This is a genomic window from Endozoicomonas sp. Mp262 (assembly GCF_025643335.1).
Lineage (GTDB): Bacteria > Pseudomonadota > Gammaproteobacteria > Pseudomonadales > Endozoicomonadaceae > Endonucleibacter.
In genome coordinates this window covers 4,612,585-4,635,622 of record NZ_CP092489.1, presented here as the reverse complement: position 1 = coordinate 4,635,622, position 23,038 = coordinate 4,612,585, and the positions used below count along the sequence as shown (strand labels likewise).

At 50.0% G+C, this 23,038-nt stretch carries 25 protein-coding genes; 23 read left to right on the top strand and 2 right to left on the bottom strand.

Annotated elements, in window-relative coordinates; genetic code table 11:
* The first annotated feature begins 163 nt into the window (after positions 1-163).
* Genes lpxK through MJ595_RS20585 form a run of 6 tightly spaced genes read left to right on the top strand, consistent with a single transcriptional unit; the run spans position 164 to position 4,484 of the window.
* Positions 164-1,165: a tetraacyldisaccharide 4'-kinase gene (gene lpxK, locus MJ595_RS20610; protein WP_263079983.1), complete on the top strand. Its 1,002-nt coding sequence runs from the start codon at positions 164-166 to the stop codon at positions 1,163-1,165.
* Positions 1,158-1,349, top strand: a complete 192-nt coding sequence (locus tag MJ595_RS20605; protein WP_263079981.1) for a Trm112 family protein — start codon at positions 1,158-1,160, stop codon at positions 1,347-1,349. Before lpxK ends, MJ595_RS20605 begins: the two co-directional genes overlap by 8 nt.
* Positions 1,349-2,158 carry a 3-deoxy-manno-octulosonate cytidylyltransferase gene (gene kdsB, locus MJ595_RS20600; protein ID WP_263079980.1) on the top strand — a complete coding sequence of 270 codons (810 nt, stop codon included), beginning with the start codon at positions 1,349-1,351 and terminating at the stop codon, positions 2,156-2,158. Before MJ595_RS20605 ends, kdsB begins: the two co-directional genes overlap by 1 nt.
* Positions 2,155-2,631, top strand: a complete 477-nt coding sequence (locus tag MJ595_RS20595; RefSeq protein ID WP_263079979.1) for a low molecular weight phosphotyrosine protein phosphatase — start codon at positions 2,155-2,157, stop codon at positions 2,629-2,631. The genes kdsB and MJ595_RS20595 overlap by 4 nt, the downstream gene beginning before the upstream one ends.
* A gap of 36 nt (positions 2,632-2,667) precedes the next feature.
* Positions 2,668-3,687 (top strand): UDP-N-acetylmuramate dehydrogenase, encoded by a 1,020-nt coding sequence (gene murB / locus MJ595_RS20590; RefSeq protein WP_263079978.1) that lies wholly within the window; start codon positions 2,668-2,670, stop codon positions 3,685-3,687.
* A gap of 8 nt (positions 3,688-3,695) precedes the next feature.
* Complete coding sequence (locus tag MJ595_RS20585) at positions 3,696-4,484, top strand: DeoR/GlpR family transcriptional regulator (protein WP_263079977.1); 789 nt, start codon at positions 3,696-3,698, stop codon at positions 4,482-4,484.
* A 123-nt stretch (positions 4,485-4,607) separates the two neighbouring features.
* Here MJ595_RS20585 and rne read toward each other — a convergent pair whose 3' ends face one another.
* Entirely contained in the window at positions 4,608-7,526 is a 2,919-nt protein-coding gene (rne, locus tag MJ595_RS20580; protein ID WP_263079976.1) for a ribonuclease E, read from the bottom strand.
* Positions 7,527-8,269: 743 nt separating this feature from the next.
* Between rne and rluC the strand changes: the two genes are divergently transcribed.
* From rluC to MJ595_RS20565, 3 genes are read left to right on the top strand one after another with little or no spacing between them, the layout of a single operon-like run.
* Entirely contained in the window at positions 8,270-9,301 is a 1,032-nt protein-coding gene (rluC, locus tag MJ595_RS20575; RefSeq protein ID WP_263079975.1) for a 23S rRNA pseudouridine(955/2504/2580) synthase RluC, read from the top strand.
* Positions 9,294-9,968, top strand: a complete 675-nt coding sequence (locus tag MJ595_RS20570) for an HAD-IA family hydrolase (protein WP_263079974.1) — start codon at positions 9,294-9,296, stop codon at positions 9,966-9,968. The genes rluC and MJ595_RS20570 overlap by 8 nt, the downstream gene beginning before the upstream one ends.
* Positions 9,969-9,991: 23 nt before the next feature.
* Positions 9,992-10,975 (top strand): S49 family peptidase, encoded by a 984-nt coding sequence (locus MJ595_RS20565; RefSeq protein ID WP_263079973.1) that lies wholly within the window; start codon positions 9,992-9,994, stop codon positions 10,973-10,975.
* Positions 10,976-11,167: 192 nt separating this feature from the next.
* Here the strand turns inward: MJ595_RS20565 and MJ595_RS20560 are convergent, their stop codons facing one another.
* A complete protein-coding gene (locus MJ595_RS20560; RefSeq protein ID WP_263079971.1) occupies positions 11,168-11,749 on the bottom strand; it encodes a Maf-like protein in 582 nt (193 codons plus the stop codon).
* A 129-nt stretch (positions 11,750-11,878) separates the two neighbouring features.
* Here MJ595_RS20560 and MJ595_RS20555 point away from each other — a divergent pair, with 129 nt between their 5' ends.
* The 14 genes from MJ595_RS20555 to MJ595_RS20490 all read left to right on the top strand — a co-directional run bounded on the left by MJ595_RS20555 (position 11,879) and on the right by MJ595_RS20490 (position 22,904).
* Positions 11,879-12,460 carry a YceD family protein gene (locus MJ595_RS20555; RefSeq protein WP_263079970.1) on the top strand — a complete coding sequence of 194 codons (582 nt, stop codon included), beginning with the start codon at positions 11,879-11,881 and terminating at the stop codon, positions 12,458-12,460.
* 2 nt (positions 12,461-12,462) lie between these two features.
* On the top strand, positions 12,463-12,645 hold the full coding sequence (gene rpmF / locus MJ595_RS20550; RefSeq protein ID WP_263079969.1) for a 50S ribosomal protein L32: 183 nt from the start codon (positions 12,463-12,465) through the stop codon (positions 12,643-12,645).
* Positions 12,646-12,651: 6 nt separating this feature from the next.
* Positions 12,652-13,689, top strand: a complete 1,038-nt coding sequence (gene plsX, locus MJ595_RS20545) for a phosphate acyltransferase PlsX (protein WP_263079968.1) — start codon at positions 12,652-12,654, stop codon at positions 13,687-13,689.
* A 175-nt stretch (positions 13,690-13,864) separates the two neighbouring features.
* Positions 13,865-14,815 carry an ACP S-malonyltransferase gene (gene fabD / locus MJ595_RS20540; protein WP_263079967.1) on the top strand — a complete coding sequence of 317 codons (951 nt, stop codon included), beginning with the start codon at positions 13,865-13,867 and terminating at the stop codon, positions 14,813-14,815.
* An 85-nt stretch (positions 14,816-14,900) separates the two neighbouring features.
* Positions 14,901-15,647 carry a 3-oxoacyl-ACP reductase FabG gene (fabG, locus tag MJ595_RS20535; protein ID WP_263079966.1) on the top strand — a complete coding sequence of 249 codons (747 nt, stop codon included), beginning with the start codon at positions 14,901-14,903 and terminating at the stop codon, positions 15,645-15,647.
* Between the two features lie 337 nt (positions 15,648-15,984).
* On the top strand, positions 15,985-16,218 hold the full coding sequence (gene acpP, locus MJ595_RS20530; protein ID WP_034872521.1) for an acyl carrier protein: 234 nt from the start codon (positions 15,985-15,987) through the stop codon (positions 16,216-16,218).
* Between the two features lie 330 nt (positions 16,219-16,548).
* A complete protein-coding gene (gene fabF, locus MJ595_RS20525) occupies positions 16,549-17,790 on the top strand; it encodes a beta-ketoacyl-ACP synthase II (protein WP_263322555.1) in 1,242 nt (413 codons plus the stop codon).
* Positions 17,791-17,808: 18 nt separating this feature from the next.
* Complete coding sequence (gene pabC, locus MJ595_RS20520) at positions 17,809-18,642, top strand: aminodeoxychorismate lyase (RefSeq protein WP_263079965.1); 834 nt, start codon at positions 17,809-17,811, stop codon at positions 18,640-18,642.
* Positions 18,635-19,672, top strand: coding sequence for an endolytic transglycosylase MltG (gene mltG / locus MJ595_RS20515; RefSeq protein WP_263079964.1), 1,038 nt, complete (start codon positions 18,635-18,637; stop codon positions 19,670-19,672). The genes pabC and mltG overlap by 8 nt, the downstream gene beginning before the upstream one ends.
* A gap of 13 nt (positions 19,673-19,685) precedes the next feature.
* Positions 19,686-20,315, top strand: coding sequence for a dTMP kinase (gene tmk, locus MJ595_RS20510; protein WP_263079963.1), 630 nt, complete (start codon positions 19,686-19,688; stop codon positions 20,313-20,315).
* On the top strand, positions 20,312-21,295 hold the full coding sequence (locus MJ595_RS20505; RefSeq protein ID WP_263079961.1) for a DNA polymerase III subunit delta': 984 nt from the start codon (positions 20,312-20,314) through the stop codon (positions 21,293-21,295). The genes tmk and MJ595_RS20505 overlap by 4 nt, the downstream gene beginning before the upstream one ends.
* Before the next feature lie 28 nt (positions 21,296-21,323).
* Complete coding sequence (locus tag MJ595_RS20500) at positions 21,324-21,680, top strand: VanZ family protein (RefSeq protein ID WP_263079960.1); 357 nt, start codon at positions 21,324-21,326, stop codon at positions 21,678-21,680.
* Between the two features lie 12 nt (positions 21,681-21,692).
* Positions 21,693-22,034, top strand: a complete 342-nt coding sequence (locus tag MJ595_RS20495; RefSeq protein ID WP_263079958.1) for a PilZ domain-containing protein — start codon at positions 21,693-21,695, stop codon at positions 22,032-22,034.
* A 90-nt stretch (positions 22,035-22,124) separates the two neighbouring features.
* Positions 22,125-22,904 (top strand): TatD family hydrolase, encoded by a 780-nt coding sequence (locus MJ595_RS20490; RefSeq protein ID WP_263322554.1) that lies wholly within the window; start codon positions 22,125-22,127, stop codon positions 22,902-22,904.
* Positions 22,905-23,038: the final 134 nt, after the last annotated feature.

Genomic DNA, 23,038 nt, shown 5'->3' with positions numbered 1-23,038 from the left:
AATGGTATAAGTCATCTTTTCTATTCACTGCTTCCCTCACCCCCTCAAGTCAAAACAAATAGCGATAAAATTCAGCAAGCACCACTAACAACTGGTACTATTCAGCAACTGCCCCCTGTTTTCCAAGATATGTTGCTATATGTTTTCCAGCTGTAAAAAGCGCTTGCACGAGTCGGTGATCAATGCCTGGTTTGGCGATGGCGGCTGGACCCGATCCCTGATGCCCCTGAGTTTGGTTTTTAACAGGATTGCCCACAAAAGAAAGGCAAAATACCTGAGCAAAAAACGCTGGATACCGCCTGTGCCCGTTATGGTGGTGGGTAATATAACGGTGGGTGGCACCGGGAAAACTCCCCTGGTTGCCAGCCTGGTGAAAGGCTTGCAACAGCGGGGCTACTCTCCGGGGGTGGTGAGTCGTGGCTTTGGAGCCAATACCGACGCTTATCCGGTGGCTGTCACTTCAGACTCTGATCCGCGACAGGTGGGTGATGAACCGGTGATGCTGGCTCATCAGCTTCAGGTGCCTGTTGTGGTTGATCCTGATCGGGTTAGTGCCGCCCAATTCTTATGCGAGCAGTATGCCTGTGACCTGATTATCGCGGATGATGGCTTGCAGCATTACAATCTCAGGCGCCACCTTGAATTGCTGGTTCTGGATGGCCGGAGAATGCTGGGGAATGGTTATTGCCTGCCTGCCGGGCCGCTGCGGGAGCCGCCAGAGCGACTTAACACCGTTGATATGGTTTTCAGTAATGGTCAGCCCGGTACTGATCCGGGGGTGCCTTATACCTGTTTTAACCTGGTACCTCAGTCTTTGAGGCCTGTGAGTCAGGGTGTTGAGGCAAGCGCTGACGAGTTGCCAAAGGCTTGCCGGGTTCACGGGGTTGCAGGGATAGGTAACCCGGGACGTTTCTTTACAACCCTTGCTGATCAGGGGTTTGATGTGATACCCCATGCTTTTCCTGATCATTATCAGTTTACGGGTGCCGATATTGCCTTTGGTGATGGTCTCCCGGTCATCATGACCGCCAAGGATGCGGTAAAATGCCGACTGTTTGCGCAATCCCAACACTGGTATCTGCCGGTGGCTACGGACTTGCCCGATAGCGTTCTGGATACGATTGCGAACCTTATTGAAGAATCTGTCAGGATCCAACATGGATAAAAAATTATTTGAAATACTGGCCTGCCCCCTGTGCAAAAGCAGGGTTAAATACCAAAAGGAAGCGGCAGAGCTGGTTTGCAGGCCATGTGGTTTGGCCTTTCCTATTCGGGACGAAATTCCGGTGATGCTTGAGACTGAAGCGCGAACCTTGACCGCAAATGAACGTCTGAATGAGGCCTCTTGATGAAGGAAAGCGTTGTGGCAGACCAGTCATTTACGGTGGTTATTCCTGCCCGGTTTGGCTCCAGTCGGTTGCCGGGCAAGCCACTGGCGGATATTGCCGGTAAGCCGATGGTGCAGCATGTCTATGAGCGTGCAGTAGAAAGCCAGGCGAGCCGGGTTATTATTGCCACTGATGATGAGCGTATTGTCAGCGTAGCAGAAAGTTTTGGCGCAGATGTCTGCATGACCCAATCAGGTCATCCTTCCGGTACGGACCGTCTTCAGGAAGTGGTATCGTTATATGGCATGGCTGACAATGAAATCATTGTTAATGTGCAAGGTGATGAACCCCTTATTCCTCCTTCTGTGATAAACCAGGTGGCGCGAAATCTTTGTCAGGCAGATACTGCCGGGGCCGCGACACTTTGTGAACCGCTGTCATCAACAGAGCAGCTGTTTGATCCCCATATTGTTAAGGTGGTTTCCGATCAGCAAGGCTATGCGTTGTATTTTAGCAGGGCGCCAATGCCCTGGGCCAGGGATCACTTTGCCATGGCTGACTCACAGTCCTTGCCGACAGTTGACGTATTTCGCCGTCATATTGGTATCTATGCCTATCGGGTGAGTCTCCTGAACCAGTATGTTCAGTGGGGTATTTGCCCTATTGAAAAACTGGAAGCGCTGGAGCAGCTCAGGTTATTGTGGCATGGTCATCGTATCCATGTGGCTGATGCCATTGAAACACCTCCTGCGGGTGTTGATACCGAGCAGGATCTGGAATTCATCCGACAACAGCTGGAGCAATGGGAAGGGGTCGCGCTGTCAAAATGATCAAAGTGCTTTTTGTGTGTCTGGGTAATATTTGCCGCTCGCCCACAGCGCAGGGCGTATTTACCAATAAAGTGGCAGAGGCGGGGCTGGCAGGCCAGGTCAGTGTTGATTCAGCGGGAACCAGTGGCTGGCATATGGGTAATTGCCCGGATCAGCGTTCTGCCCAGGTAGCCGGGAAGAGAGGTTATGACCTGTCATCCATTCGTTCCAGGAAAGTGGTTGAGAAGGACTTTGTTGAGCAAGACCTGATTTTAGCCATGGATCAGCAGAACCTGGAAGCGCTGGGCCAAATGTGCCCACTGGACTACCAGCATAAACTCCGACTGTTTCTGGATTTTGCTGAAGATATCGAAACCAGGGAGGTTCCTGATCCTTATTATGGTGGCGATGAAGGGTTTAACAGGGTTGTGAGCCTCATTGAGCACGGTAGTCAGGCGCTGTTACAACATATCCGGAATCACTATATCCAGTGATTGTCGTTTACTGCCTTTTAATAATTGAAATCCTTAATGAATATTCTGGAAAATATTGACCTGGGCGAAAAAAATACCTTCGGCCTGAAAGCCCGTGCCCGTTATTTCGCTGAAGCATCCAGTGTTGATGAACTGGTATCCCTGTTAGCCTTTGCCCGCCAGCGGGGGATTGCTGTGGTTCCTTTGGGGGGCGGCAGTAATGTGATTTTTTCCAGGGATATTGATGCCCTGGTCATCCGTGTGGCCTTGCAGGGTAAAGCGGTGGTTCAATCCTGTGACAGGGCTGTGAGAGTGGCGGCAAAAGCGGGAGAAAACTGGCATTCCTTTGTTCGCTGGACTCTCTCTCAGGGGGCTTTTGGTCTTGAGAATCTTTCTTTGATTCCCGGGGCTGTGGGGGCTGCACCTATTCAGAATATTGGTGCCTATGGCGTGGAATTAAAGGATTTCTTTTACTCCCTGGAAGCCATAGACATTGAAACGGGTCATCAGGTAACGCTTGATAAAAACCACTGTCGGTTTGGTTACAGGGATTCTGTTTTTAAAGGGCAGTGGCAAGACCGTTATATTATTACTTCTGTCCAGCTGGAGTTGGATAAAGCGTTAAAGCCGAGGCTGGACTATGGCAACCTGAAAGAGCGGGTTCAGGCTCGTTGTGGTTCAGGGATGCTGTCTGCACAGCTGATCAGTGATACGGTTTGTGATATTCGTCGAGAGAAACTACCAGATCCTGCGGTTTTGGGAAATGCAGGCAGTTTCTTTAAAAACCCGCTGGTAGAGACCGGCGTGGTGCAGCGTTTGCGGAAAGAATACCCTGATATCAGTGCCTTCCCGGTATCAGATAATCACTGCAAAGTGGCGGCGGGTTGGCTAATCGATAAAGTGGGCCTGAAAGGTTATCAAGAGGGTGCTGTGGGAACCTATCAGCAACAGGCGCTGGTATTGGTTAATCATGGTGGGGCCACCGGTGATGAGGTCATGCGTTTTTCCGGGATGATTCAAGAGAGGGTCCGGGAGCGTTTTGGTATTATTTTGGAAAGAGAACCCAGGATTTTCTGAGAGTAGCCATGCAGCTTGAGCAATACTGTAACCTACCGCAAACCTGCCGCCACGAACGCATTGTTGAACTAATTCGTGGCCGGGGTTTTTTGACCACCGATGAGCTGGTGAGTATTTTCCAGGTGACACCACAGACTATCCGGCGGGATCTGAATGAACTGGATCGTCAGGGACTCATTTCCAGACACCACGGCGGTGCGGGTGAGCCAACCAGTAGTACCGTTAATACGGCCTATACCGAGCGCAAGGGGTTGTTGCATGATGAAAAAAATAAAATAGCCGCGACCCTGGCGCAGAGAATTCCCGATGGTGCTTCTCTGTTTATCAATATTGGTACTTCAACAGAGGCAGTGGCGCGGCATCTGTTAGGCCATAGTCGCCTGAAAGTGATAACTAATAATCTGCATGTGGCTTCTATCTTGCTGCAACGTGATGACTTTACCGTGCTGATTGCCGGAGGTGAGGTCAGGAATCGGGATGGGGGTGTTATCGGTGAGGCAACCCGGGATTTTATAGATCAGTTCCGGGTTGATTATGCCGTGATTGGTATCAGTGGCATTGACCTTGATGGTTCTCTGCTTGATTATGATTATCACGAGGTTCGTGTAGCCCAGGCCATGATCGCTAATTCCCGCCATCGTTTCCTGGCGGCAGACCATTCCAAAGTGGGCCGCAATGCCATGATTCGCCTGGGTCACCTAAGGGATATTGATGCATTGTTTACCGATGCGGTTCCCCCGGAACCTTTGCAGACCTGTTTGGCTAATCATCAGACTGAAGTGGTAGTGTGTAACTGAAGAGTTTCCCGAGGGCTATTGTAATATCCATTGCACTTTCTGAACTCGTTTCCAGGCTTCTGAAACTGGCGCAAAATTGAATAAAAAAGGCGGCTAAAGCCGCCTTCTTTTTAGGGTGCTGCGTTACTCGGGGAGTTCTGCTTCCTGCTTTTGCTCTGCCTCTGTTGTAACACTTTTTTGTTCAGTCATGGTTCTCTTCATACGCGGGTCATTATGGGCACGACTGCGACGGCGACGTTTAGGTTGTACCGCTGTCTGAGTGTTGTCATCATCAGAGACTGCCGGGCTGGTAGCTGGTTCCTGAGGCTTGGGAGGCTCAATGACCGGCTTTGGTGTGATCACAGCTTCGGGCGTTTGCTCCTTGATATCAGGCTTTGGCGCAGGTGGCTGTTCATCCTGCCTGTTATTTGCCGGTTGCGTTTGGACGGGTGGAACCTGAGGTGCTTTTGGCTCACCGGCCGTTTTTTCCTGAGGTTTCTGTTCAGGCGCTTTAGCCATCACAGGTAATTCAGGTTTTTTTGCCTCTTCCCTTTTGGTAAAGGTTGGCTCCGGCTGGACAGATGAAGGTGTTTGCACTGCCGGTACTTCAGGATGCGTGCTGGCAATGGCTTTGGCCACCTCTGTCATTTGTGGTTTGTTATGGGACTCAGGCTTTTGGTTGGAGACTCCGGGCTTCTGATCGCAGTGGTCAGCAGGAGGTGTCTGGACCTTACTTTCCTGAGGTTTAATATCAACCTGTGCCTGTGCCTGTGCCTGTGCCTGTGCCTGTGCCTGTGCCTGTGCCTGTGCTTTTACCTGTGAGGGGCCCCGAGGCGTTTCTACTGGCTGCTGGACTGATTGGGTTTCAGTACGGGCGGCAGGTTTTTGCTCCTTTGCTGGCTGCTGGGGTTTGCTGTCTGCCTGACTATGAGCTGGTTTAGGTTCTTTGGTTTCCTGTGCAGAAGCCATTACGGGAAGATGTTCGTGCATCTGCCCTCTTTGGGACGGACGATTATTTCTTCTGCGAGGTGCAGTGCCAGGTCTGCGTTTACGCTGGTTATCGTCCTGCTCCGCTGTTTGTTTGGCGGGTTTGCTGGCTTGCTGTTGAGGTCGACGTTGCTGGTTTTTGCGATCATCACGATAATCGGAATCCTGGCGACGTCGATCCTGTTTTTGCTCAAAGCGATCCTGGTTATCTACCTGACGGGAGCGGCGGCGATCAGTTCCTCTTGGCTGGTCATCATAGTTTTGGTGCTCCTTCCTGCCACTCTCACGGAAGTTGTCTTGCCTCGGCTTGCGCTTGCGGTTGGCATTACTTCTGTTCTGGTGATCACGGTTGGCAGGCTGGGTCGGTTTCTGTCCGGTAGCGGGTTGTCTGGCAGCCGGTGCTTCTTCCTCCGCAGAGAATATATCACCCAGAGCCTTAACAAAGGAGCGAATTAAGCCTGGTTTTTTTTTCTGGACAGGGACAGGCTTGGCTGGTGCAATATTTTTTACGGCAGCTTCAGTGCGAGACGCCTGTTTGCTGGCGGTGGATTCTTCAGATGCCTCTTCAAAGTCAACAATTTCATAACTGCTGGCTGGCTGAGAATCCAGGTTGTCATCCCTGAGCCGCTGGACATCATAGTGCGGGGTATCCAGGGTAGGGTTGGGCACCACTACGATACGTGCCTGGTGACGTTTTTCTATTTTGGCAATGCCTGAGCGCTTTTCGTTCAGCAGGAATGCTGCAACAGCAACAGGTACCTGAGCCCTGATCTCGGTGGTGTTTTCCTTCATGGCCTCTTCTTCCATGAGGCGAAGGATTGACAGGGCCAGGGACTCGATATCGCGAATGGTTCCCTGGCCAGAGCAGCGAGGGCAAACAACACCGCTGGTTTCTCCGAGAGAGGGGCGCAGGCGCTGACGGGACATTTCCAATAGTCCAAAGCGGGAAATACGGCCCGTCTGAACCCGGGCGCGGTCCATGCCCAAGGCCTGGCGAATGCGGTTTTCTACTTCCCGCTGATTCCTGTTGTGACCCATGTCGATGAAATCAATAACGATTAGGCCACCAATATCCCGAAGTCGCAGTTGCCGTGCAATCTCATCGGCGGCCTCCAGGTTGGTATTCAGCGCTGTTTCTTCGATATCGCCACCACGGGTAGCCCGTGCCGAGTTGATATCGATGGATACCAGTGCTTCGGTGGGGTCTATCACGATAGAGCCACCGGAAGGCAGTTTTACTTCCCTCTGGAAGGCGGTTTCAATCTGGGATTCAATCTGGAAGCGATTAAACAGCGGGATGCTGTCCTTATACAGCTTGAACTTGTGCTGGTACTGGGGCATGACCTGCTGGACAAAGTCCAGTGCTTCCTGGTGTACGCTGGCCTTGTCGATCAGTACTTCACCAATATCCTGGCGCAGGTAGTCGCGAATAGCCCGGATAATAACGTTGCTTTCCTGGTAAATCAGCAGGGGAGCAGGCTGGGCTGCAGCTGCATCTTTAATGGAGGACCAAAGCTGTAACAGATAATCGAGATCCCACTGGAGTTCTTCCAGGGAGCGGCCAAGGCCTGCCGTTCTGACAATGACACCCATTTCAGCCGGAATATTCAGCTTGCTGAGGACTTCCCTGAGTTCCGTGCGCTCTTCGCCCTCAATGCGACGGGATATGCCGCCAGCTCTCGGGTTGTTAGGCATCAGGACCAGATAGCGGCCTGCCAGGCTTACCAGGGTAGTCAGGGCTGCCCCTTTATTGCCTCGCTCTTCCTTGTCCACCTGAATAATAAGTTCCTGACCTTCTTTCAGGACCTCCTTAATATTCGGGCGACCGGAGGCGGGCTTGCAGAAATATTCGCGGGAGATCTCCTTCAAAGGCAGAAAACCGTGGCGTTCAGCACCAAAGTCTACAAATGCTGCTTCAAGGCTGGGCTCAATCCGGGTGATCTTACCTTTATAAATATTCGCTTTTTTCTGTTCGCGGGCACTGGACTCAATATCCAGATCATACAGACGTTGCCCGTCTACAAGTGCAACACGCAGCTCTTCCTGTTGAGTTGCGTTGATTAACATTCTCTTCATAGAGTACCGGTTCGCTTGAGGCTAACCTCTCAAGTGACCAGGAAGCTGTTGGGGAATAATGCCCTTGGCAAAGGCAGTAGCGCTATCAGGTCACATCGTTTTGATCGATGTCTAGCCAGGCTATTTTTCGAACAAAAGCGAGTTTTCTGACCTGTTTTACTGCCGCCACAGTGGGGCTATCTATTCCAGAACAGTCTCCCCGAGCCCGATTATAAACGTCCGATCCGTCTTTTAGTGCGGAAAAACCGGTTACTGGTTTTGCTATCAGACTTACATCAGTATTTCTGCTATCTGTATTGTAACGATATAGCTTCCTCCTGCACCTCAAGATTCAATGTAGGGTGCCAGGAGGGTAGGAAAGGCTTTCGGGTACTGGCTTGAAATCGAATCGGTTATCGAACTAATGAGCCAATTAAATAATCTGGCAATCCCGTTTACCTGCCTTTTCCTGAAATCGGGCCTCACTTGGGAGAGGATAGCACTGGTTATCTATCTGCGGCTTTAGCCGCGCTCTCTATCTTTCTAATCTATTGAGCAAAAAAAGCATCATTCAATACTGTATTCAGGTATCTTATGATGCTTTTGCTTTGTTTACCGCCTTGATGGAGTTATTGCTTTCCGTCACCAGCGTTGCTCAGTTTTCGAAAATCGAACTGTCCTTTCGAGTTAATGCAAGACAGTGCTTCAACTATATCAGTAATCAGTAGGTGCTTCAAATGAGCCAAAGCTGATACCATTGTACTATGAATAGACAATTGAATGATTTATCAGTTCCTTCAAGTGGTTCGGCTCAGGGGCAAAAGCCTGTAAGCCAGGATGGTGTTAAAGGGGCTGTCAGCCCGTCCCCTGCCGTCCGTTTTATCACCATTGACGCTGATGATGCGGGGCAGCGGCTGGATAATCACCTGTGCCGGGTGCTTAAGGGAGTGCCTAAAACACGGGTTTATCGGATTATCCGAAAGGGCGAAGTCAGGGTTAATAAAAAACGCTCAACGGCGGACTATCGATTACAGGAAGGGGATTTGTTGAGAGTTCCACCTGTCCGTATGGCTGAAAAAAATGAACCGAATAAACCTCCGGCATCTATGGTGGAGCAGCTGGAGCAGTCTGTGCTGTATGAAGACTCAAAGCTGATGGTTATCAATAAGCCATCTGGTTTGGCGGTGCATGGCGGCAGCGGTATTTCCTGTGGTGTGATTGAGGCATTGCGACAGATCAGGCCTAATGAAAAAGGTCTGGAATTGGTCCATCGTCTGGATCGTGATACCTCTGGCTGTCTGATGGTGGCAAAGAAGCGCAGTATGCTTCGGTATCTGCACGCCCAGCTTCAGGGAGACGGGATTTCTAAAATTTATAATGCCTTGGTGATAGGGCGCTGGCCGGCGAGAAAGCAACTGGTTAACGCGCCCTTACAGAAAAATACCTTGCGCTCAGGGGAGCGAATGGTCAGGGTGCATGTGGATGGCAAAACCTCGAGAACCCGCTATCAGGTACTGCAGCGTTTAGGGGATGCCACGCTGGTTGAGGCCAGCCCCTTGACGGGTAGAACCCATCAAATAAGGGTGCATTGCCTGCATGCGGGTCACGCCATTCTGGGTGATGAAAAGTATGGGCGTGATGAGGATAATCGGCAGTTCAGGGGTTATGGATTAAGGCGGCTTTTTTTACATGCGGCCCGTCTTCAGTTTCAGCTACCGGATGGAGAAATACTGAAGATCGAAGCACCACTGCCTGATGACTTGCAAAAGGTTTTAAAAAGGCTTGGAAATGATTAACAACTATTCACTGATTATTTTTGACTGGGACGGCACCATTGTCGACTCAGTGCCTAACATAGTGAGAGCGTTGAAGGGAGCTGTTGAGGATCTCGAGCTGCCAATGCTTGATGACGTTGCTTATAAAGGCGTTATTGGCATGAGTCTGGGAAATGCATTTAGTCATCTTTATCCTGCCGTGCAGGAAGACCAGCTGGAAAAGCTGATTTCTGCTTATAAGGAACACCATCATCGGCTGGAGCAGAATGCCTCCCGGTTATTTGAGGGGGTGGCAGAAGGGCTGGATAAAATCAAGGCAACCGGTACGGCAATGGCTGTGGCGACGGGCAAGCGCATGGCCGGGCTTCAGCGCTCGATGGTTGCAAATGGTTATGAAGGCTACTTCAAGCATTGCTGCACGGCAGATCATGCGGCCTCCAAACCTGACCCGGATATGCTTTTTCAAATTCTTGATAAACTGGGGGTGTCGTCTGACAGGACGCTGATGGTGGGGGATTCAATCCACGATCTGGCGATGGCGGCCAATGCCGGAATAGACAGTGTTGCGGTAACATACGGGGCTCAGGAAGCGGGCCTGTTAAAAGCGCACAGGCCGGTATTTTTGGCTGACCATTTTGATGAGTTGGTCAGCTGGTTAGGTGTCAGTAGTGGACGCCTGGATAAGTAAGGTTGTGCCAGGGGGTAACTGAAATGGATAAGTGGCGTGAGCCTGAAAATGCAATGCCAGCCGGAGAGGATGGTAAGGCCTGGAAATTGCTGGAGAGTCTGGCGATGAGCTCCCTTAAGGAGCAGCGACGTGCCAGGCGGTGGGGGATATTTTTTAAGCTGCTGACCTTTGTGTGGCTCTTCCTGATGGCGGGGCTTGTCTACAAGTCGGTTATAGTAGATGTGGCAGCTGTCAGCTCTTCGGGGGCTCATACGGCGCTGGTTGAGCTAAACGGTGTGATCGGTGAGGGTGGTGAGGCCAGTGCTGATAATGTTGTTACCGGACTCAGGGCGGCTTTTGAAGATAAGGGAACCCGGGCGGTGGTGCTAAGAATTAACAGTCCGGGAGGTAGTCCTGTTCAGTCAGGCTATATCTATGATGAAATTGTCAGACTTCGTAAGCTCTATCCTGAGACACCACTTTATTCGGTGATTACTGATATGGGCGCGTCCGGCGGTTACTATGTGGCATCTGCCGCTGATGCTATTTATGCCAATAAAGCCAGCCTGGTGGGTTCTATTGGTGTTATTTCATCGGGCTTTGGCTTTGTGGAGGCGATAGAACGGCTGGGTATTACCCGAAGAACCTATACCGCAGGCGAGCATAAGGCTTTTATGGATCCATTTCAGCCAATGGATAAAGAGGTAACAGGACATTGGCAAGCTTCCCTGGATACTATTCATCAGCAGTTTATCGACAGTGTCAAGCATGGCCGGGGTGACCGTCTGGCCAATGATCCGGACATTTTCTCAGGTATGGTGTGGACTGGTGAGAAGGCCCGGGAGCTTGGCCTGGTTGATGGGCTCGGAAGTACCGGCTATGTGGCCAGGGAAGTAATAGGTGAAGAAAATATTATGGATTTCACACCTCGCCTGACGCCACTTGAGCGATTTGCCAGAGACTTTGGTGTGGGTGCTACCCGTGTCATGCTTAGTGTTATGGGTGGTAATGGATTGCAGCTGAGATAAGGTTTGTGTCAATGACTGGAGGCTAATCAGCCTCCTTTTTTCTTGCTGCCTCTTCTTACTTCTTCCCCAGGAAAGTACAGCGTCAGTTGATAGACAGGGTCAGGGAAAAATACTTTGCACGCAGATAATCGGAGTGAGAGAATGGCTGGCGGGAAACAGCCATCAAATGCAGTGATCGTTAACTACTGTCCGCTATAATAGCAGTGGGTCAATGCCTTCCTTGGCCAGCATGGTATTTAATGTGATCAGGGGAAGGCCTATCAAGGTATTGGGATCATCACCTTCCAGTTTTTCGAACAGTGCTATGCCTAATCCTTCACATTTAAAGCTACCGGCGCAGTCAACAGGGTTATCTTTTTCTACGTAGCCACTGATTTGCTCCTGGGTTAATGTCTTGAAATGGACGTGAAAAGGTATGCATTCGGTGTGGCATTGTTGTGATTTGCTATTGAGTAGAACCAGTGCAGTATAAAAGGTGACCTTATTGCCGCTACACCGGGTCAGCTGTTTAATGGCCCTTTCCTTGTTGCCGGGTTTGCCAAGAAGGGTATTGCCAAGCTGGGCGCTTTGGTCGGATGCAATGATCAGGTGTTCAGGGTAAAGTCTGGCAATAGCAAATGCTTTTTCCCTGGCTAGCCGGGTGGACAGTACCCGGGCAGATTCTTCCGGTTTGGGCGTTTCGTCGATATTGGGAGAGTGGCACTGGAATGGAAGTCCCAGTTTTTTAAGAAGTTGTTGTCGGTATTTTGAGCTGGATGCGAGTACTAGTTTCATGGTATGTGGTTGGAAGGATTCAGTGGTTATCGGACGGGTTCTTATCCTGGGGTTCGTAAACGGTAAAATGTTAAATAAGGGTTGAAACCCTTTGACAGAATGGGGGGTTCGCCCTATTATGGCGCGCTTATGTTAATCGGGCAATTACCCAAAACCATTGATCCGCGTAAACTTGCGCGGCAAGGTATGCAGTTTGAAGGTTCGCTGGCACTGAATCGTTTCAGTCGGCTGGTGGATGCTCTTGCTGATGATCAGGGAGAGGTAAAGGCTACGCTGCGCTTTTATCTGGATGAGGACCGGCAGGTGGTGCTGGAAGGTCATCTTGATTTGGCGTGCAAAATGGTCTGCCAGCGGTGTCTTGATATCGCTGATATTCCAGTTCATACAGACATTCGGTTGATGGCTGTCTGGACTGATGAGCAGGCAAAGGCGTTGCCCTCAGGTTATGAGCCTCTCTTTCTTCAGGAAGAGCCCGTTGAGCTTGTGCCTTTGCTGGAGGATGAGTTACTGCTGGAGTTGCCACTCATTCCTTTTCATAAACCTGAACAGTGTTCAGCCCAACAGGATTTTTCCACAGGGCCCGAGGATGCTGGCAGTGAAGCTGCCCTCGTTGAGGTGGAAGAAAAGAGTGGTGAGGCTGACAGGACGAACCCATTCAGCGTACTGGCCAAACTGAAAGCTGGTGCCAAGACGACGATTCAGGAGACTTAATAATGGCTGTTCAGAAAAACCGTAAAACCCGTTCCAAGCGCGATATGCGCCGTTCTCACGATGCACTGGGAAGTGCTCAGCTGTCTCAGGATGCTGCTTCCGGTGAAACCCACCGTCGTCATCACGTGACTGTTGACGGTTTCTATCGTGGTCGTAAAGTGATTGCGGGCAACAACGACGAGTGATGTCTTATGCCAGGAAGGTCTGCACTTCAGGGAATGAAAATCGCACTTGATATCATGAGCGGGGACGAGAGTCCCCGTTCTCGTATCTGCTCGGTGGCCAGGGTATTAAAAAGTAGATCCGATATACGCCTTATACTGATTGGCGACAAGCCTTTAATGAATGCGTTGCTGGTAGAATATCCCGGGCTTGCGGATTCGGGGCGGATTGAAATGCTGCATGCTGATACCACCATTGCCATGGGAGATCGTCCATCCCAGGCGCTCCGTTCCAGAAAAGGATCATCCATGTGGAAGATGCTGGAGCAGGTGGCTAATGGTAATGCCGATGCCTGTGTCAGTGCTGGTAATACCGGGGCGCTGATGGCCATGGGGAGATATCTTCTTAAAACCTTCTCTGGCGTTGACCGGCCAGCTATTGCCACCAGTCTCCCTTGTGGGAACGGTGAAACTCTGCTACTGGATATTGGTGCAAACGTTGATTCAACATCTGCCAATCTTTACCAGTTTGCGGTTATGGGTTCACGCCTTTCGTCGTCTTTGTATGGGATTGCCGCACCAAGGGTCGCTCTCTTGAATGTAGGGACTGAAGATATCAAGGGGTCTGAGCAGGTTCGTCTTGCCCATCAGATATTGCTGGAGGATGGCAGTCTGAATTATACCGGCTATATAGAGGGACATGCTATTTTTACCGGTCTGGCTGATGTTATTGTCTGCGATGGATTTGCTGGTAATATTGCCTTGAAAACAGCCGAGGGTGTAGCCAATCTTGCCAGGCATGAATTGACCGCCATGTTTCAGTCCGGTTGGTGGCGACGATTGCTGGGATTGATGGTGTCGCCGGTGTTAAGTGAATTTGGTGATCAAATCAATCCTGTACTTTATAATGGAGCCAGTTTTCTGGGTCTTCAGGGGATTGTGGTTAAAAGTCATGGCAGTGCCGATGAAAAGGGTTTCTATCAGGCCATTTGCCGGGCGATTCATGAGGTGGAAAGTGGTGTTCAGGGACGTTTGGCTCAAGGTATTGAAGATATGCTAATGCGCTAAAACCTCAACAGCCCCTAGGTGGAATAGGAAATGGTTAACAGAAAATAGTAGGGTCTACTATTCCCTATTAACCATTCCCTATTCCCTCTTACTGTTGGGAAACATAAATTTACGCACCTTTTGCACGATTTTTTCTATAATTGCCACAGTTTTTATCAGGAACCAGTACACAGCAATGACGGATAAACTTGCGTTTATTTTTCCTGGGCAGGGATCCCAGCAGGTTGGTATGTTGGCGGACTACATGGGTGAACCCGTAGTCAGGGATACGCTGGAAGAGGCTTCACAGATTCTGGGCCTTGATCTCATGGCGCTGTTTTCCCGCGGGCCAGCGGAAGAGCTTAACAGGACGGAAAATACGCAGCCCGCATTGCTGGCTGCCAGTGTTGCCCTTTGGCGGCTTTGGGCTTCAAAGAACCCTGAGGCCAAGCTTGAGTTTCTGGCTGGTCATAGCCTGGGTGAGTATTCAGCCCTGGTTTGTTCGGGTTCGCTTGATTTTAAAGAGGCTGTATCGCTGGTCAGGAAGCGCGGCCTGTTTATGCAGGGTGCTGTTGCTCAGGGTGAAGGTGCAATGGCTGCCATCCTTGGGTTATCTGATGACCAGGTTATAGAAGTGTGTCAGTCAGCTGCCCAGGGTGGTGTGGTTGAGGCGGTTAATTTTAACTCTCCGGGCCAGGTGGTTATTGCTGGTGGTGCAGGGGAAGTTAAGCGTGCTGCTGCCCTGGCTGGTGAGGCCGGTGCGAGAAAGGCGATTATGCTACCGGTGAGCGTGCCCTCTCATTGTGCCTTAATGAAACCGGCGGCAGAGCAGCTTAAGGTGGAACTTGAAAAAATTTCGATTATTGCCCCATCCATACCTGTGGTTCAGAATGTTTCTGCATCGGTAGTGACAGAACCTGAGGCTATTCGTAATAATCTTGTGGCACAGCTCTATAGTCCGGTTCGCTGGGTTGAAAGTATTGAATTGATGCATAAGTCAGGTGTTGCGCAATTTGTAGAATGTGGCCCGGGAAAAGTGTTGGCTGGTCTGAATAAGCGCATTGTCAGACGGGTGCCGGTGACCCCGCTGGAGTCACTGTCTGCCATGGACAAGTTGCTCGAAGAGTTAAGTCAAGTATCAGCTTGAAAAGCATCATAGCGTCCAACCAAATAGATATGGATGGTTGTTGAACGATCCCTATTTTTTATGAATAACCATGGAAACGTCGATAATGGGTAGTCTGCAAGGCAGAGTGGCGCTGGTCACGGGTGCCAGTCGGGGAATCGGCCGGGCTATTGCTCTGTCTCTGGGAGAGGCTGGGGCAACAGTTGTTGGTACAGCGACAACGGGTGCTGGCGCTGAAAAAATCACAGCCATGTTAATTGAGGCGGGTATTCAGGGACAGGGAGTCGCTCTTGATGTCTCTGTCAGTGATGCCTGCACTGATGTGGTTAAGAGGGTTACTGAAAAGTATGGGGCACCCCATATCCTTATCAATAACGCCGGTATTACGCGGGATAATATCCTGATGCGGATGAAGGAAGATGAGTGGGAGCAGGTTATTAATACTAACCTGAGTTCCATTTTCCGTATGAGCAAGGCGGTGTTAAGGGGTATGACCAAGGCTCGTTGGGGACGTATTGTGAATATCAGCTCTGTTGTTGGCTCAATGGGTAATGCGGGTCAGGCCAATTATGCTGCAACCAAGGCAGGTGTTGAAGGGTTTGCCCGCTCCATGGCCAGGGAGGTTGGCTCCCGGAATATTACTGTTAATACTGTTGCGCCAGGGTTTATCGATACTGATATGACCCGTGCCTTGCCAGATGCCCAGCGTGAAGCAATGCTTCAGCAGATTCCTCTGGCACGGCTGGGGGCACCTGAAGAAATCGCCAAGGTTGTCGCTTTTTTAGTGAGTGATGCGGCAGGTTATATGACGGGTGAAACCCTTCATGTGAATGGCGGGATGTACATGGGATAATCCCATAAATATTGCATGATTTGAGTATGGTTCGCTGTATCTCATATCAGTAGAATTTGTCTACTTGGATGACGAGTGTCGCAAAGCTCTTATATCCCCCCCCCGGCATCGCATTCCCGGCATCCCCTCGCCGGGAGTGTGTGTGGGTATTTCAGCTCATTCGGTAGCTGTATGGGGGTTAGCGCCTGGCGGCACCATGGCGACAGCCTTTTGTAATTAAATGTATTAAATTGCGGTAATTTATCAGAGCTTTGCTTGAAATTATCGTGATTGACCATATACACTAACCGACCGCAGCTATGGGCTGCACCGAATATCAATAGGAGCACAACTGGGTATGAGCACCATTGAAGAACGCGTCAAAAAGATCGTTTGTGAACAACTTGGCGTGAAGGAAGAGGAAGTAACTAACAGTGCTTCTTTCGTTGAGGATCTCGGCGCGGACTCTCTGGATACTGTTGAGCTGGTAATGGCTCTGGAAGAAGAGTTTGAAACAGAGATTCCTGACGAAGAAGCCGAGAAAATTACAACAGTGCAGGAAGCTATTGACTACGTTGTAGCGCATTCCTGATAGCTACTTCGGTTGCTATGCCTGCAAAAGCCGCACAAATGATTTGTGCGGCTTTTGTTTTTATGGGAACAAGGTATCTGTCTATTGTATTGAACTTGTTTATATAGAAGAGGTGGGAAATGGTGAATAGGGGATAGGGAATGGTATATGAGGAGTAGAGATAATGGGGCAATTGTGTTTCTCAAAGGGGTTTTCTGTATATTTGACCCGCTATCGAGAGAATGCAGGTCATACTATTCCCCATTCCCCATTCCCTATGTACTGGTTGTGCTCATCAATAGGGTTAGAATATTAGCTTGGCATTATTAAAATTGAGCAGGAGATTCGGTGTTGTCTCGTAGAAGGGTTGTGGTTACAGGTCTGGGAGCCTTGACGCCTATAGGGCTGGATGTTGAATCAAGTTGGAAGGCTGCCCTGGCTGGCAAGAGTGGTATTCATACCATCGAGCATTTCGATACAACCGGCTTTAATGTAAGGCTCTGTGGGGCTGTAAAGGGATTTGATGCAACCGGTGTTCTGGATTCAAAAGAGCTTCGGAAAATGGATGTGTTTATTCAATACGGTCTGGCTGCTGCAATTGAGGCCATAGAAGATGCAGGGCTGGCTGTTGATGAAACTAAAAGTCATCGATATGGTGTTGCGATTGGTTCGGGAGTGGGTGGACTGACAACCATTGAGCAAAATTATAATACCTTGTTAGAAAAGGGGCCAAGGCGGATATCACCTTTTTTTATTCCGGCAGCGATTATTAATATGGCGGCTGGCTGGTTATCCATAAAGTACCGGCTTCAGGGGCCGAACTTCGCAACTTCCACAGCCTGTGCTACAGGTAGTCATGCTATAGCGCTGGCAGCCCGAACCATTGCCTATGGTGATGCGGACCTGATGGTGGCTGGCGGTGCTGAAAAAGGCTCTTCTGCTCTGGGTATGGCGGGTTTTGCTGCCGCAAGGGCGCTTTCTTCCCGTAATGATGAACCGGAAAAAGCCAGTCGCCCCTGGGATAGGGATCGTGACGGGTTTGTACTTGGGGATGGTGCAGGCATTGTTGTTCTTGAAGAATATGAACATGCCCGTCAGCGGGGAGCGACAATCTATGCGGAACTCAGTGGTATCGGCATGAGTGCGGATGCCTACCATATGACGGCCCCCCTTGAAGATGGTGGTGGTGCGGCGCGGGCCATGGATGCCGCTTTGAGGGATGCCAGGGTTGATGCGGGGCAGGTGTCTTATATCAATGCCCATGGAACCTCAACCCTGGCGGGTGATGTGGCTGAAACAAGGGCAATTCGCTCAGTCTTTGGCCGGTATGCAGACACCCTTGCGGTCAGTTCTACAAAATCCATGACAGGCCATTTATTGGGTGCAGCGGGGGCTGTTGAAGCGGTATTTACAATCAAGTCATTAATGGACTCTATGGTTCCGCCCACCATTAATCTGGAGAATGCCGGAGAGGGCTGTGATCTGGATTATATACCGGGTGAAGCACGGAAGCTGGATATCAGGCATGCACTTTCTAATTCATTTGGATTTGGGGGAACCAATGTGTCACTGGTTTTTTCCAGGCAAAATTAGACGTTGTGGACGGGGGGGATGCTTTTGAGTCTGGCTTCTTGGGTAAATGGCAAGCCCTCGGAAATGATTTCGATAACTGATCGTGGCTTGTCTTACGGCGATGGTCTGTTTGAGACTATTCGGGTTACCAATGGCAGGCAAACGCTGGACTATTTGCACTGGCAGAGACTTCTGTCAGGTGCCCGCCGCTTGGGTATTACCCTGGATGTTGAGCAGGTATGGAGGGAAAGCCTGCTGTTCCTGGAGTCTTCGGGTGTTACTGAGGCTGTGCTAAAAGTGATTGTTACCCGTGGCAGTGGGGGTAGAGGCTATAATGCTGCTGGCTGTGGTCAAGCCAGCAGAATAATGTCCCTGCATGCCTTGCCGGAGTATCCGAAGCACTATGCAATTGACGGTGTTAATATCCGGTTTTGTGATTTGAGGATCGGTCAGAGCAGTTTTGCCGGTTTGAAGCACCTGAATCGCCTGGAGCAGGTGATAGCCAGGTCAGAGTGGCAGGGAGCAGCTTATGCTGAAGGGCTATTAAGGGATTTCGAGGGCCGGATTATTGAGGGAACAATGAGTAACCTGTTCTTTATTGATCATCAGGAAGTTATTGTTACACCGTCGCTTGTCAGGAATGGTGTTGCGGGAGTGTGTCGGCAATATATCATGGAGCAAGCCCGGGATTGGGGGATGGAGGTTCAGGAAAAAGATGTATTCCCTGATATGCTTGATAAGGCCAGAGAAGTATTTATTGCCAACAGTGTTAATGGCATTTGGCCGGTTGTATCCTGTGATCATAGGCATTGGCCTGTTGGTGATATAACCCGGGTGATCAGAGACAAAGTGACGGGTGTGTTAAATGCTTAAGAAATTCTTTCTTGGCTTGTTCATTGGCCTATTTTCAATGGCCCTGATGATGGGGGCGGGTTGGGTAGCTCTCAACTGGTATGCGGATCAGCCGGTGGTCTCTACCGTTGAGCGGGACTTTACCATTGAGCGGGGGGATTCCCTGACTAAAGTGGCTCAAGGCCTGGAGGCTTTGGGGGTGCTGGAGTATCCCGAAGTGTTTTCTGTTATGGGGCGGTTGTCGGGTATTGCCGGAGGCCTTCATGCCGGAGACTATCAGATTCTGCCAGGTATCTCCCGTCGGGAGTTGCTGGCCATGTTCACCCAGGGGCAGGTGCGTTATTACGATATCACCCTGGTGGAGGGGCAGACCTTTTATCAAGAGCTGGAAAGGCTTAATGCCCACCCAAAGCTGACAGAGCCGGTAAAGCGGGAGGATATTCCCGACTTGCTCAAGTCTTTGGGGATTGACGGGGCAGCCGAAGGGCTGTTTTATCCGGATACCTATTTTTTTGAAGCGGGTGCACCGGTTCGTTCGATTCTGGCCAGGGCCCATAAACGTTTGAATAAAGTCCTGGAAGAGGAGTGGTTAGGGCGGGCCAAGGGCTTACCCGTTGACAGTGCATATGAGGCGCTGGTTCTATCTTCTATTATCGAGAAGGAAACCGGGGCAGCCTTCGAACGTCCTGCCATTGCTGGTGTATTTGTTAGACGGCTGCAAAGGGGGATGCGGCTGCAAAGTGATCCTACCGTTATTTACGGAATGGGTGAGCGGTATGATGGTCAGTTAAGCCGGCGTATGCTGCGAGAGAAAACACCTTATAACACCTATGTCATTAAAGGGTTGCCGCCAACACCCATTGCCTTGTCGGGGAGAGAGGCCATCAATGCGGCATTGCATCCGGCTGACGGGAAATCACTGTACTTTGTGGCCAAGGGTGATGGTACCCATTATTTTTCAGAATCGCTGGTTGAGCATAACAAGGCGGTCAGAAAGTATCAGGTCAGTGAGCGAAGGTCAGACTATCGCTCTACTTTTGAGGTTAATTAATTTAAGGAAATTCATGGGTTTTTTTCTCACGGTAGAAGGTTGTGAAGGTGCAGGGAAAACAACAGCTATGGAGTCTATTCGCCAATGGCTTATAGCAAAGGGTATTGCGTTTGAACAAACAAGAGAGCCGGGCGGCACCTTGTTGGCTGAGCAAATCAGGGAGCTGCTGCTGGCCAAGCACCAGGAATCAGTGGCGGATACCACTGAGCTGCTGCTGATGTTTGCTGCCCGTTCACAGAATTTCCATGAAAAAATCAAGCCAGCCCTTGCTCAGGATAAAGTGGTTTTATCCGATCGTTTTACTGATGCAACTTATGCCTATCAGGGCGGAGGACGGGGTGTTGATTGTTCACGAATCGAAATTCTTGAGCAGCTGGTACAGGGAGATTGTCGTCCGGATTTAACCCTGTTGATGGATTTGGAGCCGGAACTGGGTCTTGCCCGGGCCCGTGGACGGGGCGGTGAGCTGGATCGTATAGAGCAGGAAGATATTGACTTCTTCAAGCGTGTCAGGGCGGCTTATCTTGCCAGGGCTGAGCAATTTCCAGAACGGTATAGGGTGGTGGATGCCAGCCAGAGTATTGAATCTGTCAGAGTCCGGATCGAAACGATACTGGCAGAGTATCTGGAGTCATGCCTGTGAGTTTTCAGCCTCTTCCCTGGCATGACGAACTCTGGCAAATGATGATGGCTAGTGCTCGGCAAGGGGCTCTGGCTCATGCCTTCCTGTTGAAAGGGGTTTCCGGGGTTGGCAAATTGCACTTTGCCAAGGCCTTTGCCGGAATGCTGCTGTGTGAAGCGAATGGCAACGAACCCTGTCAGCGTTGTAAAGGATGTTCCCTGATTCAGGCGGGCAATCATCCGGATTTGCTGGTTGTTGAGCCGGAGGAGACTGGTCGGCCCATCAAGATTGGTCAGGTCAGGGCCCTGAACGATTTTGCGCAAAAGACGGCTCAGCAAGGGGGGCGCCGGATTATCATTATCAATCCGGCGGAGGCCATGAATATCAATGCCTCTAATGCTTTGCTTAAATCCCTTGAGGAGCCTGGAGCTGAAACCCTGTTTTTGCTGGTTTCCCATCGTGCGGCGGATATGTTGCCTACTATTAGAAGCCGGTGTCAGGTGTTGAGCTTTGCAACCCCAGGGAAGGAACAGGCACTGTCCTGGTTGATGGATAAGCTGGATGATTCCAGGGATGCCGGGCTATTATTGAATCTGGCTTCTGGCTCTCCCCTGCTGGCCTATGCTTTTTTCGGGCAAGGTACGTTAAAGCTGCGGCGGGATCTCATTGACTCTGTGGGGGCACTTTTTAAAGGGGAACTGACCCCTGTTGAAGTGGCTAAAGAGTGGCAGGGTCGGGATTATGTGCAGATTCTGGAGTGGTTGGCAAGCTGGCTGGAGGACAGTGTTAAGTTTAAATTATCCGGGGAAGATGGCGTCATAAAAAATGACGATCTGATTAAGCTTATTGGTTATCTTGCGGGTAAATCAGATATCCGGCAGTTAATTGAGTTGAGGGATTTGCTGGTGGCGCAAAGGCAAATTCTGCTATCAGGAGGAAACCTGAATACACTGCTTGTGCTTGAAGGTGTTTTTTGCCGCTATCTTGGGTTAGTTTTATAAGACAATAATAAACAATAAGTACTTCAATATGCAGGTTCAGCACAGGCTATATATAGCCCGCCTGGCTTTAATTGCGGTTTTAATGGTTGTCTTGTGGAATGCTTTATTTACATCGTGGCAGCCATTAGATTTCATGGGGGATAAGCTTCGGCATATTATGGCCTTTTTGGGTCTGTCTTTTTTTGCGGCCATTTCTTTTCCTGCATCAACAACAGGAACCCGGTTGGGGGTAATGGCAGTTATTGCCTTGGGAATTGAAGTGGCACAGTTATGGGCGCCTGGAAGAGAGTTTCATCTTGATGATTTTGTAGCCAGCTTTCTTGGTTCCTGTTTGTTTGAGTTGATACGAAGGACGGTGACCCAATTTTTGCCAGATAAAACCTGAGGAGAAAAGGATATGTCTCGAGGAATGACGGGCTTTTTGTCGCTAACAATTAAAGATACGGTTTCTCTTTATGAATCGTATATGCCTTTTCTTGAGGGAGGGGGTGTATTCATTCCCACCTCCAAAAAATATCATTTGGGTGATGAGGTTTTTATCCGTTTAACGCTAATGGATGATCCTGAAGTTCTGCCAGTGGCAGGCCGGGTGGTCTGGATTACACCCGAGGGCGCCCAGGGCAGGAAGCGTGCAGGTATCGGAATACAGTTTGCCAGTGCGGATGATACTGTGCGTACTAAAATTGAAGCCCATCTTGCCGGAACCCTGAAGTCGGAGCGGGAAACCAGTACCATGTAGTTTTAGGGAGATGGATTGACGGAGCTGGAATTAGCGGGGATGATGCCTGCCTTTTGAAACCCTTCCCTCACAAGGTTATTGATATTGAATATGCTGGTAGATTCCCATTGCCATCTTGATCGGCTGAAGCTGGATAAATACGACGGAAAGCTGGAATTAGCCCTTGCTGCTGCCCGAAAAAGAGGGGTTGGTAAAGTCTTATGTGCTGGTATTGATATGGAGCATGCGGGGCAGATTATTCAGCTGGCTGAACAGTTTCCTGACGTCTATGCCTCGATAGGGGTGCATCCTCTCGAAGATAAGTCACCAGCACCAGATATAGACCAGCTTTTAAACTATGCCAGGCACAGCAAAGTTATTGCCATCGGTGAAACCGGCCTGGATTACTATTACTCCCCTGATAATAAACAGGCGCAGCAGGAATGCTTTGTTATACAACTACAGGCTGCCGCCCGGGCAGAATTGCCGGTGATTGTCCACACCCGTGATGCCCGGGAAGATACCCTCAGCCTTATTCGTGCCCATGGTGATCTGGAGCAGGCAGGTGTTCTGCATTGTTTTACAGAGTCCCGGGAGATGGCAAAAGCGGCCATGGATATGAATTTTATGATATCTATTTCAGGAATAGTGACCTTTGGCAATGCTTCTGCCTTAAGGGATGTGGTAAAACAGTTACCCCTTGATCGAATGCTTATTGAAACGGATGCGCCCTATCTTGCCCCTGTTCCCCACAGAGGTAAGCCTAATGAACCTGCTTTTGTCGCTGAGGTAGCACATTATATTGCCGACCTGAAAAAAATTTCGGTAGATAAGTTGGTAGAACAAACGACCAATAATTTTTTTAAGCTATTTAAAAAAGCAGCTAGGTGATTTTTATATTCTAGAGTCAGGGCAGGCATGAAGCCTGTCTTGGGCTTAAGCATAATAAGAACTAATTGATACTTTCAGGGTATAGCATCTTAAGATATAGGTGATATTATTTATCACTAAACAGGCTTTGACAT

Coding starts and splice junctions, on each gene's coding strand:
- MJ595_RS20605 (WP_263079981.1), top strand. CDS start 1,158: ATGGATAAAAAATTATTTGAAATACTGGCCTGCCCCCTGTGCAAAAGC.
- kdsB (WP_263079980.1), top strand. CDS start 1,349: ATGAAGGAAAGCGTTGTGGCAGACCAGTCATTTACGGTGGTTATTCCT.
- MJ595_RS20595 (WP_263079979.1), top strand. CDS start 2,155: ATGATCAAAGTGCTTTTTGTGTGTCTGGGTAATATTTGCCGCTCGCCC.
- murB (WP_263079978.1), top strand. CDS start 2,668: ATGAATATTCTGGAAAATATTGACCTGGGCGAAAAAAATACCTTCGGC.
- MJ595_RS20585 (WP_263079977.1), top strand. CDS start 3,696: ATGCAGCTTGAGCAATACTGTAACCTACCGCAAACCTGCCGCCACGAA.
- rne (WP_263079976.1), bottom strand. CDS start 7,526: ATGAAGAGAATGTTAATCAACGCAACTCAACAGGAAGAGCTGCGTGTT.
- rluC (WP_263079975.1), top strand. CDS start 8,270: ATGAATAGACAATTGAATGATTTATCAGTTCCTTCAAGTGGTTCGGCT.
- MJ595_RS20570 (WP_263079974.1), top strand. CDS start 9,294: ATGATTAACAACTATTCACTGATTATTTTTGACTGGGACGGCACCATT.
- MJ595_RS20565 (WP_263079973.1), top strand. CDS start 9,992: ATGGATAAGTGGCGTGAGCCTGAAAATGCAATGCCAGCCGGAGAGGAT.
- MJ595_RS20560 (WP_263079971.1), bottom strand. CDS start 11,749: ATGAAACTAGTACTCGCATCCAGCTCAAAATACCGACAACAACTTCTT.
- MJ595_RS20555 (WP_263079970.1), top strand. CDS start 11,879: ATGTTAATCGGGCAATTACCCAAAACCATTGATCCGCGTAAACTTGCG.
- rpmF (WP_263079969.1), top strand. CDS start 12,463: ATGGCTGTTCAGAAAAACCGTAAAACCCGTTCCAAGCGCGATATGCGC.
- plsX (WP_263079968.1), top strand. CDS start 12,652: ATGCCAGGAAGGTCTGCACTTCAGGGAATGAAAATCGCACTTGATATC.
- fabD (WP_263079967.1), top strand. CDS start 13,865: ATGACGGATAAACTTGCGTTTATTTTTCCTGGGCAGGGATCCCAGCAG.
- fabG (WP_263079966.1), top strand. CDS start 14,901: ATGGGTAGTCTGCAAGGCAGAGTGGCGCTGGTCACGGGTGCCAGTCGG.
- acpP (WP_034872521.1), top strand. CDS start 15,985: ATGAGCACCATTGAAGAACGCGTCAAAAAGATCGTTTGTGAACAACTT.
- pabC (WP_263079965.1), top strand. CDS start 17,809: ATGCTTTTGAGTCTGGCTTCTTGGGTAAATGGCAAGCCCTCGGAAATG.
- mltG (WP_263079964.1), top strand. CDS start 18,635: ATGCTTAAGAAATTCTTTCTTGGCTTGTTCATTGGCCTATTTTCAATG.
- tmk (WP_263079963.1), top strand. CDS start 19,686: ATGGGTTTTTTTCTCACGGTAGAAGGTTGTGAAGGTGCAGGGAAAACA.
- MJ595_RS20500 (WP_263079960.1), top strand. CDS start 21,324: ATGCAGGTTCAGCACAGGCTATATATAGCCCGCCTGGCTTTAATTGCG.
- MJ595_RS20495 (WP_263079958.1), top strand. CDS start 21,693: ATGTCTCGAGGAATGACGGGCTTTTTGTCGCTAACAATTAAAGATACG.
- MJ595_RS20490 (WP_263322554.1), top strand. CDS start 22,125: ATGCTGGTAGATTCCCATTGCCATCTTGATCGGCTGAAGCTGGATAAA.